The 13016-nt window shown below is 67.7% G+C and carries 8 protein-coding genes; 7 read left to right on the top strand and 1 reads right to left on the bottom strand.

Annotated elements, in window-relative coordinates:
* Nucleotides 1–10 precede the first annotated feature (10 nt).
* Complete coding sequence (locus ABZS43_RS17310) at nt 11–826, top strand: hypothetical protein (protein ID WP_355036884.1); 816 nt, start codon at nt 11–13, stop codon at nt 824–826.
* On the opposite strand, the gene ABZS43_RS17315 is transcribed toward ABZS43_RS17310, so the two are convergent.
* A complete protein-coding gene (locus ABZS43_RS17315; RefSeq protein WP_355036885.1) occupies nt 827–2290 on the bottom strand; it encodes a CCA tRNA nucleotidyltransferase in 1464 nt (487 codons plus the stop codon).
* A 147-nt stretch (nt 2291–2437) separates the two neighbouring features.
* On the opposite strand from ABZS43_RS17315, the gene ABZS43_RS17320 reads away from it, so the two are divergent.
* The 6 genes from ABZS43_RS17320 (at nt 2438) to trxB (ending at nt 12958) form a co-directional block, all read left to right on the top strand.
* Nucleotides 2438–2974: an NUDIX hydrolase gene (locus ABZS43_RS17320; protein WP_355036886.1), complete on the top strand. Its 537-nt coding sequence runs from the start codon at nt 2438–2440 to the stop codon at nt 2972–2974.
* Nucleotides 2971–5520, top strand: a complete 2550-nt coding sequence (locus tag ABZS43_RS17325; RefSeq protein ID WP_355036887.1) for a DUF6049 family protein — start codon at nt 2971–2973, stop codon at nt 5518–5520. The genes ABZS43_RS17320 and ABZS43_RS17325 overlap by 4 nt, the downstream gene beginning before the upstream one ends.
* A gap of 307 nt (nt 5521–5827) precedes the next feature.
* Nucleotides 5828–10030: a lipid II flippase MurJ gene (locus ABZS43_RS17330; RefSeq protein WP_355036888.1), complete on the top strand. Its 4203-nt coding sequence runs from the start codon at nt 5828–5830 to the stop codon at nt 10028–10030.
* A gap of 323 nt (nt 10031–10353) precedes the next feature.
* A complete protein-coding gene (sigM, locus tag ABZS43_RS17335; protein ID WP_355036945.1) occupies nt 10354–10902 on the top strand; it encodes an RNA polymerase sigma factor SigM in 549 nt (182 codons plus the stop codon).
* 141 nt (nt 10903–11043) lie between these two features.
* Entirely contained in the window at nt 11044–11838 is a 795-nt protein-coding gene (locus tag ABZS43_RS17340; RefSeq protein WP_355036889.1) for a hypothetical protein, read from the top strand.
* A gap of 139 nt (nt 11839–11977) precedes the next feature.
* Nucleotides 11978–12958, top strand: a complete 981-nt coding sequence (trxB, locus tag ABZS43_RS17345) for a thioredoxin-disulfide reductase (protein ID WP_355036890.1) — start codon at nt 11978–11980, stop codon at nt 12956–12958.
* Nucleotides 12959–13016: the final 58 nt, after the last annotated feature.

Raw genomic sequence — 13016 nt, forward strand, 5'->3', positions numbered from 1 at the left:
CGGACCGATCATGGCCACGTATTTCGATCCGAAGTCATGGTCGCCGTTACGTGCCGTCGATCTCGGTAAGCGTCTGTTCGACCAATCCTGGCTGGAGCAGTGGGTCACCGTCACCACCTCGTGGGTGGATCCGCTGGCCGACCTCGGCATGGGTACCGTCACCGCGCTGATGCCCGACGTATTGATGACCATGCTCAGTGAGGGCATTCTGAGCCGGTTCGGCGGCCGCGAGGTCACGGCGACGCTGCTCGGCCACGATGTGCACGCCACCCTGCAGGTACTACAGGTACGTCGCCGGGGCGCGCATTTCCAGAGCAAGACCGTGCTGTCGCGGATGCGCTGGGACGCCCATCCGATCGAGGCCGTCACCGTGATCTCGCACGGGGTCAGGATGATCCCCGGCGTGCCGACCAAGGTCCGGACCTCCCATGTCGACGTCGAAGGCGCACTCACCGTCGCCGCACTCGTCGGCTGGCTCAACGAGCAGCCGCTGGACTGGGAGTTGATGGTCGAGGAGAGCGGCCTGATCAGGGCCGCGCATCGCACTCGCAGGCTGTCCGTGCTCCTCGACGCGTCCATTACCGACGACATGCTCACCGTCGACATCCGTCGGGCGCACTGGCTCGGCGTCCGCGTGCCGCGAACTCTGATCCGCGCGCCGGGCCTGCGGCTGGACGGGCTGCCCCATCGGGCACGGGTGGCATACGCCACCCGCGAGGGCGATCTCGTCCGCTTCCGCGTCGAACTGCCCGAAATGACCGGCTCCTTCGATCTGGCGCAGATCCGGTCCGCGATCGTGACGGGCACCACCCTGATCATCTTCTGATCAGGACTGTCCCTTCCACCATTCCAGCAGCGCCGATTCGGCCTCTTCCCTGCTCAGCGGACCACGGTCGAGACGCAACTCCTTCAGGTAGCTCCACGCCTTCCCGACTTCCGGACCGGGTGCGAGACCGAGCAGTTCCATGATCGCGTTGCCATCCAGATCGGGGCGCACCTTCGCCAGATCCTCCTGCTCACGCAGGCGCTCGATGCGTTCCTCCAGTTCGTCGTAGGTGGCGCGCAGGGCGGCGGCGCGGCGTTTGTTCCGGGTGGTGCAATCGGCGCGAACCAGTTTGTGCAGCCGCGGCAGCAGCTCGTCGGCGTCGGTGACGTAGCGGCGCACCGCGGAATCGGTCCACTGTCCCTTGCCGTACCCGTGGAAACGCAGATGCAGGAAGACCAGTCGCGCGACCTCTTCGGTGAACTGCTTGGGGTACTTCAGCGCGCGCATCCGTTTGCGCACCATCTTCGCGCCGACCACCTCGTGGTGGTGGAAGCTGACCCCGCCCGCAGGCTCGTTACGTTTGGTGTCGGGCTTGCCGATGTCGTGCAGCAGCGCCGCCCAGCGCAGCACCAGATCCGGATCGCCGTCTTCGAGGTCGATGGCCTGCTTCAGCACGGTCAGCGAATGCCAGTACACATCCTTGTGCTGGTGGTGCTCATCGATCTCGAGTTTCATGGCGGGCACCTCGGGCAGCACCCGCTGGGCCAGACCGGTCTCGCAGATCACATTGATGCCATCGATGGGATGCGCGCCACCGATCAACTTGTCCAGTTCGGTGCGAACCCGCTCGGCGGTGATCCGATCGATCTGTTCCGCCATCTCGGTGATCGCGGTCGCGACCCGTGGGGCGAGTTCGAAACCGAGCTGGGAGACGAACCTGGCGGCGCGCAACATGCGCAGCGGATCGTCGTTGAACGAGTCCTGCGGCGCCGCGGGCGTATCGAGGACACCGGCGAGCAGCGCTTCGATACCGTCGAGCGGGTCGATGAATTCCAGCGCGCCGTCCGCGCCGATCTTCACCGCCATCGCGTTGACGGTGAAATCCCGGCGCACGAGATCACCCTCGAGCGTGTCGCCGAAGGTCACCGCCGGATTCCGCGACACCCGGTCGTAGTTGTCGCTGCGGAAGGTGGTGATCTCCAACTGCTGATCGCCCCTCGCCGCACTCACCGTGCCGAAGGCCAATCCGCCTGTGTCCCACAGATGATCGGCCCAGCCGCGCATCATCTCCTGCACCTCGTCCGGCTTGGCGTCGGTGGTGAAATCCAGATCGGTACCCAACCTCCCGAGCACGGCGTCCCGCACATTGCCGCCGACGAGATACAACTGATGACCGCGCGACGCGAACAGCGCGCCCAGCGGCGTGAGCACATCGGACAACCCTCCCAACGTGACCGCGGCGGCGGCCAGTAATCGGGTACGTCGATCCAGCGCTGCGTCATCGGGGGACTTGGGCGAAACCACGAACAGGCAGCTTACCGAGCGCCTCCGACCGGTCGACCGCCGCGACCCGGAGAACCCCCGTTCCGGGCGAGCTCCGCGACGCGACATCGGCGCACCGCGAGCACGCCGCGCCGGAGGCACGACAATGACGCACAGTAGGATTGCTTGGTGTCCCCGGCCGATCGAGCGAACAGTCGACGCCGCCAGCCCCGGCGCCGCAGTTCGGCGGCCAACGCGGCGAAACCTCGCATGCGCACTGTCCGGGAGACCTCGGCAGGCGGTTTGGTCGTCGATGGGCTCGACGGTCCCGGCGATCTGCGGAGCGCGGCGTTGATCGGGCGGACCGATCGGCGGGGCCGGTTGCTGTGGTCGTTACCGAAGGGCCATATCGAGGAAGGCGAGACGCCGGAGCAGACGGCGATCCGCGAAGTGGCCGAAGAGACGGGCATCAACGGGGTGGTCGTCGCCGAACTCGGCAGTATCGATTATTGGTTCGTCACCGAAGGTCGGCGGGTACACAAGACCGTGCACCATTATCTCATGCGTTCGGTCGGCGGCGAGTTGTCCGACGCCGATGTCGAGGTCACCCAGGTCGCCTGGGTTCCGTTGAGCGAGCTGGATTCCCGGCTTGCCTACGCCGACGAACGGCGACTGGCCGAGGTCGCGAATCGGTTGATCGACCGGATGGAGACCGGCAAGCGATGACGCGTGGACTGGTCCGGATCATCGTGGCGGTCCTGATCCTGCTCGGTTCGGTGACGTCTGTGCCCGTGCTGCTCGGCAGCACCGCTCTGGCGCAGCCGAACGACTCGAGCAGCCCGGCGACGCCGAAATTCCTGAAGTTGTCACTGGATTCGGTGACACCGTCGGCGGTCACCACGACCAGCGACGCACTGCTGTCCGTGTCCGGCACGGTCACCAATATCGGAGACCGGGTGGTCGACGATGTGAGCGTCCGTATCCAGCGCGCGGCGGCCATCACCACACCGAGTGATCTGCGGTACGCGCTGCGCTTGGATCAGGTCAACTACGACGTCGCCGGTCCGTTCGAGGATGTCGCCGAACGGCTCGCTCCCGGTCAGCGCAAACAGTTCGCGCTGAGTATTCCGCTGCGCCCCTCCTCTGGCGTTCCTTCGCTCGACCTCACCGCGCCCGGCGTCTATCCGCTGCTGCTCAATGTGAACGGGGAGCCCGCGTACGGCAGTCAGGCCAGACTCGATGACGCGCGGTTCCTGCTGCCCGTGCTCGGTCTGCCCGCCGCGACCGAAGGCGGCCCCACTGATCCCGCGCCCGCCGACGCTCCCGTGGCGACCACCCTGCTCTGGCCGCTGGCGGATCGGCCGCGTCTGGTCGCGGGCGTGCCCGGTTCGGTGAACGGGAAAGCCGAACTCACCGATGACGATCTCGCGGCCTCGCTCGGAAAGGGCGGCAGGCTCGAGCAGTTGCTTGGAGCCCTGGAATCCGTCCTCGGCTCCGGCGGGGCCAAGGAGCGCGACCTCGACTCGGCGCTCTGTGTCGCGGTCGATCCGGATCTGCTGATCACCGCGCAGGCCATGACCAACGGCTATCGCGTGCTGGCGAGTCCGTCCGATCCCGATGGCGCGACACGGGAGGGATCGGGCGCGGACGCCGCGCAGGCGTGGCTGGACCGGCTGCGCGCGGCGGCGTCCTCGGTCTGCACGGTGGCGCTTCCTTTCGCACAGGTGGATATTGCCGCGCTGGCCGCGGTGAACGATCCAGCCGTGTCGGCTCGAGCGTTGCACGCCCCCGCCGATATCGTCGACTCGCTGCTGGCGACCCGTTCGGTGCGCGGGGTCAGCCTGCCCGATTCCGGCAGTATCGATGCCGGTGCCGGCATGCTGTTGCGCACCAATGGTTTCAATACGGCGGTCCTCGCCGATACCGCCGTGGTCCCGGTCGGCGCTCCGCGCAGCGACGATTCGACCGAGGCCACCTCCGGCGGCCTCGGAACGACGGCGACGACCGGCAGCCGTACCGAATCGGAACCGGCCGCGCCCGCCCTGATCCGCCTCCCAGAGATCACCGCGTCGCAGTCCGCGGGAACGGCCACGCCCGAATCCGCCGGTCCGGCTTCGCCACCCGCCGCGCCGGGACCCGCGCCCGATTCGGCGCTGCGCGCGGCCACCTTCGACATCTGGTCGGCGACCGCGCTCGCCGCGGTCGGCTCGAATCCGCCGACGCCGTCGTTCACGCCGACCCGGGTCCGCTACGACGTCACCAACGATTCCCGCACCGCGCGCATGCAGGATGCACTCGGCGCGATCTCGTGGACGGCGCTGAATCCGCAGCCCGGTCGGCCGAGGTCGCAACTGTTGATGCCGCCGCAGCAGTGGGGCGCCAATCGGGACGAGGCGGGGGCCCTGCTGCGCCAGGTCGAACTCCTGCTGCGGGCCAATCTCGCCACCGCGCGTCCCTTCGCCGACCTGCTGACCGAGCAGCCCGACGCACAGCCTTACCAACTGGACTATCTGCCCCAGGCCGCCAAGGACGCCGTGCCAGGTCGTTTCATGCTCCCGGTCCGCGAGCAGGCCACCAGGATCACCGAATTGATGCACGCGCTCGTCGAGGTGCCCGAATCCGAGCCGACGCCGCGCGCCTACCTCGCACCGCTCGGCGACGACCTGGTCCGGGTGCTTTCGCTCTCGGATCGCCGCTCCGGCAACAGCGCTCCGCCCGACACCTTCGCCCAGCGCAGGCTCGATCAGACCAGGAAGGCGTTGGACGAGTCGTATCGAGCGGTGACGGTGCTTCCGCCCGGCGGCGTGTACACACTCGCCTCCGAAGAGAGCCCGCTGCTGCTGGTCGCGCGCAACGATCTGCCGGTCGCGATCCGCGTTCGTTTCCGGATCGAGGCGCCGGCGCAGACGCGCATCACCGATATCGGTGAGCAACAACTGCCGCCCAAGGGCACCCGCTCGTTCCAGATTCCGAGCGAGGTCAGCGACAGCCGCAATCTGGTGATTCCGATCTCACTGACCACCCCCGACGGCATTCCGCTCGGCAAAGCCACGTCGGTCTCGGTGCGTTCCAACGCCTACGGTCAGGCGCTGGCGATCATCACGGCGTGCGCCGGGTTACTGCTGTTCGTGCTGGCAGGACGCCGGTTGTGGCGCAGGTTCCGTGGCAGGCCCGACCCCGCCGACGAGGGCTTCGACCCCGGGACGGTTCGGCGGGTCAGCCGGTATCGGCGTGCCCGTAAGAAGGTCATGCGGGAGCGTGACGGCGAGTGAACCGAAGCCCCCAACGGCACATCGGTACGATTCAGGACAACTGTTCGGAAACTGCGTTTGTGTGTCACGGGCCCGATGGCAGCACAATAGGGAGAGCTCGACGGGTGGGAACTCGGCGAAACGCCGGACCTCGAGTGAGCCTGATGCAGAGGTCCGGCGCGGTACAGGAGGCATGATGAGCGACGATGACTTGTCCGCTCATCGGTCCCCATCTGATGAACGACCTGACGGGCCACCGGCTCGCCGGGCACCTGCCGCACCGTGGGAACGACAGATCCCGCAGGCCGATCCGGGGGAGGATCCTGGCATGACGCCGAGAGACCCCTATGGCGGTCAGCCGCCGCGCGTCCCCCGCGTCAGCCGTCCTCTGCCGCCACCCGGACGTCAGATGCCGCCACCGCCGCCCGACCGCCGGGTACCGCCGCCGTCGGGGCCGATGCCCGCGCAACCCGGCGCGATTCCCCGCCAGCCCGCGCCGCCGCAGCGTTCCGGCCCGCACCCGGGTCAACGGCAGTACCCGCCCGGCCCGCCGCCCGGACAGGGCAGGCCGCGCCCGATGCCGCCCGGCACGGGCAGACCCGGCCAGCCCAGCGCGGGAGCGCCGAACCCCGGGCCACCCGTGCGCCGCGGGCCTGCTCCGCAGAATCCGGCCCCACCACAGCGCTTCGCGCCGCCGCCGAACTATCCGCAGCCGCAGCCGAGTCCGGCCCCGCAGCGACGGCGACCTGTTCCGACCGAGCGGGTCGAACCCGCCGCGCCGAGCCGTCCGCGTACCCACGACTGGCCGGTCGTCACCGAATCCGAGCCCGAGGGGCGTGACAGACGCGACACGGAGAACTCCGCGGAGAGCGCGAACGCGCGACTGCTCCGGGATTCCGGGTCGATCGCGTTCGCGACGCTGATCAGCCGCATCACGGGCTTCGGTAAACAACTGCTGCTGCTGACCGCGCTCGGCCCCGCCATCGCCAGTGCCTACACCTCGGCCAGCCTGATCCCGAATATGATCGCCGAACTCGTCCTCGGCGCGGTGCTGACCGCGATCGTGGTGCCAACCCTGGTCCGCGCCGAACAAGAGGACGCCGACGGCGGCGTCGCGTTCGTGCGAAGACTCGTGACGGCGGCATTCGTCGTCCTCACCGTGTCGACACTGCTGGCCATGGCGTCCGCGCCGGTGCTGGCGACGCATATCTTCGTCTCTGCCGACGGCAAGGTCGACACCTCGTTGACAACGGCGCTGACCTACCTGCTGTTGCCCGCGATCATCTTCTACGGCATGTCCGCGCTGCTCACGGCGATCCTGAACACCAGGCAGGCGTTCAAACCGGGCGCCTGGGCGCCGGTGCTGAACAACGTCGTCGTCCTGATCGTGCTCGCGCTGTACGCGCTCACCCCGGGCGAGATCACCCTCGACCCGGTGCAGATGAGTGATCCGAAACTTCTGGTGCTCGGCGGCGGTATCACCCTCGGCGTCGTCACCCAGGCGCTGAGCCTGCTGCCCGCGATCCGCCGCTACGGCATCGATCTGCGCCCGCTGTGGGGGGTCGACGCCCGGCTCAGGCAGTTCGGCAGGATGGGCGCGGCCATCATGCTGTACGTGCTCATCAGCCAGATGGGCGCGATTTTCGCCAACCACATCTCCTCGACCGCTGACGAGGCCGGTCCCGCGATCTACCAGAACGCATGGCTGCTGCTGCAATTGCCCTACGGCGTCCTCGGCGTCACCCTGCTCACCGCGATCATGCCCCGGCTCAGCCGCAATGCCGCAGCCGACGACACACCGGCCGTTGTCGATGATCTCTCCGTCGCGACCCGGCTGACCATGATCGCGCTCGTCCCGGTCGTCACCTTCCTGACGCTCGCGGGACCGCAGGTGGGCGAGGCGCTGTTCGGCTACGCCCGATTCGCCAGCGATGCCGAACGACTCGGCTACGCGGTCAGCTGGTCGGCCTTCGCACTGATTCCCTACGCCCTGGTCCTCATCCACCTGCGCGTTTTCTACGCCAGGGAACAGGCGTGGACCCCGACGTGGATCATCCTCGGCATCACCGCGATCAAGGTGCTGTTCTCCGCGCTCGCACCGGCGTTGGCCAACAACAGCGACCAGGTCGTCATCATCCTCGGCGTCGCGACGGGTCTCGGTTTCAGCGCGGGCGCCATCATCGGCGGTTTCCTGTTGCACCGCAGTCTCGGCGATCTGCGCATGGCCAATGTCGGGCGCACGGTGTCGCGCGTCGTACTCGCCTCGGTCGCGGGCGGCGCGGTCATGCTCATCGTGAACGCGATCCTCGGTCTCGACCGGCTCTCGGGCGGATTCGGCTCGCTGATCCGGGTGGTGCTGTCGGCGATCGTCATGTTCTCGGTCGCCTTCGGTCTCATGCGCCTGGCCGGCATCCCGGAGATCGTCGGGATCACGGTGGCCGTGTCGCGCCGCCTCGGCTTCACACCGCCCGCACCGGATCTCGATCTGGACAGCCCGGTCGAGGATGTGTACGCGACGCAGGTACTGCGTCGGCCGGATCTGTATGGGTATTCGTCATTCGACCCGTATATGGACACCCAGACCATGGTGCTGCCCGTAATCAGACCCGATGCCGTTGACAGCACCGGTAAGGGCGAGTTCCCGTACCCTGTTCGGCAGAAGAGCACAAGTGGCGAATTCGCCGGAACCTCGACATATCAGGGCGAAGGAGGACCAAGGGTGAGCGACGACGCGGCGGTGGGCGGCGTCCCAGCCGCCGATTCTTCTGTGACCGCGGCAGGCGGCCTCTCGACCGATCTCCCGCTCGCCGCAGAACACCCGTCGAATCCGGGAACCCCGGACGGCGCGGGTGATTCAGGGCCTCCGGGTCCGGATCAGGGGTCGAGGGAGAGTCAGGGGCCCGCGCCACGAGATCCGATGTACGACACCGGCATGATCCCGATTCCGCAGTTGGCTCCGCCGCCACCCGCGGATCCGGCGGGACGGCGGGCGCCGCGCGGGCCCAAACTGATTCCCGGCGCTTCGGTGGCGGGTGGCCGCTACCGACTGCTGGCGGGCCACGGCGGTGCGCGCGGACTCAGATTCTGGCAGGCGTTGGATATCAAACTCGATCGCGAGGTCGCCCTGACCTTCGTCGATGCCGATCAGAAGGCGGCGGAGAACGCCGGTCACGACGGTCCACAGGCGATCCTGTCGCGCACGCTGCGGCTCGGTCGAATCAATTCGCCCGGTCTCGCCCGCGTCCTGGACGTAGTCCGCGGTAGTTCCGGCGGCATCGTCGTCGCCGAGTGGACGCCGGGCAGATCACTGCGCGAGATGGCCGAGATGGTGCCGTCGCCGATCGGCGCGGCGCGGGCCATCCGGGCACTCGCCTCGGCGGCCGAGATGGCCCATCGCGGCGGCGGTTCGCTGTCTATCGACCATCCGGACCGGATCAGGATCAGCGCTTCGGGTGACGCCGTACTCGCCTTCCCCGGCACGTTGTCGGATTCGGACGCCCAATCCGATGTCCGCGGACTCGGCGCGATGCTGTACGCGCTGATCACGGCCCGCTGGCCGATCCGCACGGGCGGGCTGGCCGGCACCGCGGCGACCGTCGGTGGGTTGCACCTGGCGGATTTCGGTCCCGACGGCACCCCCGTCGAGCCACGCCAGATCCGTCCGGAGGTGCCGTTCGAGATTTCCGCGGTCGCCGTGCGCTCGCTGGAGTCGAACAAGGGCGTTCGCACCGCGGCGACCGTGCAGCATGTGCTCGAACAGGCATCGGTCGTCGATCAGAAGACCGATTTCATCCCGGTGCTCCGTCTCGGCCAGCGCCAGGTCGCGTCGACCAACGCCATCGACAACTCCTTGGCCGATCCCGAATTGCTTGCCGCCGAACGCGAACGGTCGCAGCGGATGATGTGGATCATGGTCGGGCTCGGCATCCTGGCCGCGCTGGTGGTCGGCATCATCATCTGGTGGATGGTCAGCGTATTCGCGCCGAGCGCATCGGATGCCCCGCTCAACGAGCAGCGCAATATCGGCCTCACCACCAACAGCACGGTCGCGCCCGCGCCGGGGGCGATTCCGAACGATTCGTCCACCGGCGGCGTGCCGGTTCCGGTGACCGCGGTATCGGTGTTCTCCCCGGAGGGCACCCCCGACAACGGGTCCAATGCCCAAGCGGTGCTCGACCAGAATCCGGGCACCATGTGGCGTACCGATCAGTACTTCCAGCAGTTCCCGGCCCTCAAGAAGGGTGTCGGGCTGTTGGCGACGCTCCCGAGCCCGGCGAAGTTGACGAATGTCTCGATCAACTCGCCGAGCGCGGGCACCACGGTGGAGATCCGCACCTCGCCTACGGATACCCCGACCCTCGATCAGACCCAGCTGATCGGCTCGGCCAAATTGACCGGCGGCGCCACCGAGATCCCGGTCCGCGCCGAGGCTTCCGCCCGCTACGTCCTGGTGTGGATCACCGGACTCGGCAACTCCGGCAACCAGTTCCAGTCGGCTATCTCGGATCTCCGTTTCGACGCCGCGCCGTAAGAAACGCGCCGTAAGCAGAACCCGCACACCCTTTTTCCTCCGCCGCCCGCACGTGTCGACCCCGTGCCGCGGCCGTCCTCGTCGGTTGCTGCCGATTCGTGCCGCCCGGTATGATGCCTTCGCGCTCTCACAGCAGGGGAGCTTCCCGGGATCTGGTGTCTCGATCCTGGATGCTGCGAAATTTTCGGTGACGGTCGTAGATCTGTCACCCACGTGAGCGCTGTCCGAGGGGTATGGGTTTGTCGTCCGAATTGAACGAGGATTCCCGCGGGGGGAAGTCACGGCCGGTCACGAACCGTGCACGCTCGTTCGTGCCCGACGACATGAGTGATGTCGACCTCCTGCGCGCCCACGTCGGCGGCCAGCGACACGCTTTCGCCGAAATATTGCGCAGACATAACGACCATCTCTGGCAGACGGCGCTGCGCACCTCCTACACGCGCGAGGACGCGGCGGATTCCCTTCAAGACGCATTGCTGTCGGCCCATCGCACCGCCGGTTCGTTCCGGGCGGAGGCGGAGGTCCGCAGTTGGCTGCACGCGATCGTCGTCAACGCGTGCCTGGACCGCATCCGGCGCAACAAAACTCGGCGCGCGGTGTCGCTGTCACCGGAGACCATTCCCGAACCGGCCGACGAGCGCGACGAATTCGCCGAGCTGGAAATATCGCTCGTCGTCGATCGCGCGTTGTTCGCGCTTCCGCCGGATCAACGGACCGCCCTGGTCGCGATCGACCTGGAGGGGTATAGCGTGGCCGATGCGGCCGTGATGCTCGGGGTGCCGGAGGGAACGATCAAAAGCCGGTGCGCGCGTGCCAGACAACGGCTACAGGAACATTTGGAATTTCTCCGCGATCCAGGGAACCGGAAGTAGTCCAGGTGCGTCATTAATAGTGACGAAACACGAAGCGATATTCAGTGCGGTGCCTCCCCTTCGGTGGGGCGAAATCGGTGACAGCCCCGAACAGCGTGATGTCGGACGAGAACGATGTCGGAAGAAAGCAATGGAGGTGCGATGGCGATCCGGTCCGTACCGCAGCCTCCGTTCTCCGCGGAGTTGCTGGCAGACCTGCACGCCGGGAATGTGGCACCCGAACTGGGGGCGCGGTTGTGGTCGGCGGCACGCGAGGATTCGGACGCGTCCTGCTATCTGAACGCGCTCGACGCCGTGAGCGACCGAGTGCGCGCGTTGGGCCGCGATGACCGCGTACTGCACCCCATACCCGCCGATGTGGCGGCGCGGATGGAGCGGTTCCTCGAGGAGCTCGACCTGAGCGAAGGGCCCACCGAGCGGGTCGCGACCATCCGCACGCTGCCGCTCGCGTCCGAAGCCGCGTCGGGACATTTCGAAACCGGTGACACGGTGAACCTCGCGTCACCGATATCCCCGCGTCCACGCCGCACCATGTCGCTGCGGTGGCTCGCCGCCGCGGCTGCCGCCGTCGCTGTCGTCGGGGGTGGGAGCGTGGCCGCACAGCTCCTGCGCGGCGACGAGTCCGCGCCGACCGCAGGCCCCACCGCGACCGCCGGCAGCCCCGACGACGACCCGATCGTCACGGTGGCGCTCGCCGCGCTCGGCCGCAACGACGTCAGCGGGCCACTGGGCAGCCGTACCGCCCTGACCGACTGCGTGCACGCGGCGGGCCTGGAACGCGCCGTTCTCGGCTCCACCGATATGACCTATCGAGGCGGTGCCGCGGTGCTGATCCTGCTCAGCGGCCCGAATCCGCCGAAAATCACCGCGCTGGTCGTCGGTCCCGGCTGCACGACCGGCGATCCGCAGGTGAAGAACGTCACCGATATCGGCTGACCGCGGGCCACACGGTCGGCTCCTCGCCCTGCTCACTGGGCATAATAGGGTCAGCCATAGCGCTGACACCGCGGGAACAAGCCCGTTTACGCTGTTGTTGATTCCCCATGTTCCCTAGCTTTCTTTTCGGAAGGGCCTCATGAGCACGCCAGTTCGCGACCTCATCATTGTCGGCTCCGGACCCGCCGGCTACACGGCAGCGGTCTACGCCGCACGCGCCGAACTCCAGCCGTTGCTGTTCGAGGGCACCCAATTCGGCGGCGCGCTGATGACGACCACCGAGGTCGAGAACTTCCCGGGCTTCCGCGAAGGAATCATGGGCCCGGACCTGATGGACGAGATGCGCGAGCAGGCCAAGCGATTCGGCGCCGACATCCGCACCGAGGACGTGGACGCGATCGATCTCAGCGGTCCGATCAAGTCCGTGACGGTCGGTGACGAGACCTACCGGGCATACGCGATCGTCCTCGCCATGGGTTCGGCCGCCCGCTACCTCGGCGTACCGGGGGAGCAGGAACTGCTCGGCCGCGGTGTCAGTGCTTGCGCCACCTGTGACGGCTTCTTCTTCAAGGGCCAGGACATCGTGGTGGTCGGCGGCGGTGACTCGGCGATGGAGGAAGCGACCTTCCTCACGAAATTCGCCGCGACCGTGACCATCGTGCACCGCCGCGAGGAGTTCCGCGCCTCACGCATCATGCTGGAGCGCGCGAAGGCCAACGAGAAGATCCGGTTCCGGCTCAACGCCGAAGTCGCCAAGGTCAACGGCGATACGGCCGTCACCAGCCTCACCCTGCGCGATACCCGCACGGGTGAGGAATCCGAACTGCCCGCGACCGGTCTGTTCGTCGCCATCGGACACGACCCGCGCAGCGAATTGGTCAAGGGGCAGGTCGAATTGGACGACGAGGGCTACGTGCAGGTGGAGCATCCGTCCACCGCGACGAATGTGCCCGGCGTATTCGCCGCGGGTGATCTGGTCGATCACACCTACCGGCAGGCGATTACCGCCGCGGGCACCGGCTGCCGCGCCGCCATCGACGCGGAGCGCTGGCTGGCCGAGCAGGGCGATATCACCTCCAACACGCTCGACCACGCCGGCCGACCGGTCGCGGGCGTCTGACATACCCGACCGGAATACCGGGCCCGCCGACCGATCTCGTCACCACGCTCTACCACCG

Source organism: Nocardia sp. NPDC005366 (genome assembly GCF_040606855.1).
Taxonomy (GTDB): Bacteria; Actinomycetota; Actinomycetes; order Mycobacteriales; family Mycobacteriaceae; genus Nocardia.

Bases quoted from the DNA above. Each gene is read 5' to 3' on its own strand.
- ABZS43_RS17310 (WP_355036884.1), top strand. From the start codon at position 11: ATGGCCACGTATTTCGATCCGAAGTCATGGTCGCCGTTACGTGCCGTC.
- ABZS43_RS17325 (WP_355036887.1), top strand. From the start codon at position 2,971: ATGACGCGTGGACTGGTCCGGATCATCGTGGCGGTCCTGATCCTGCTC.
- ABZS43_RS17330 (WP_355036888.1), top strand. From the start codon at position 5,828: ATGACGCCGAGAGACCCCTATGGCGGTCAGCCGCCGCGCGTCCCCCGC.
- sigM (WP_355036945.1), top strand. From the start codon at position 10,354: ATGAGTGATGTCGACCTCCTGCGCGCCCACGTCGGCGGCCAGCGACAC.
- ABZS43_RS17340 (WP_355036889.1), top strand. From the start codon at position 11,044: ATGGCGATCCGGTCCGTACCGCAGCCTCCGTTCTCCGCGGAGTTGCTG.
- trxB (WP_355036890.1), top strand. From the start codon at position 11,978: ATGAGCACGCCAGTTCGCGACCTCATCATTGTCGGCTCCGGACCCGCC.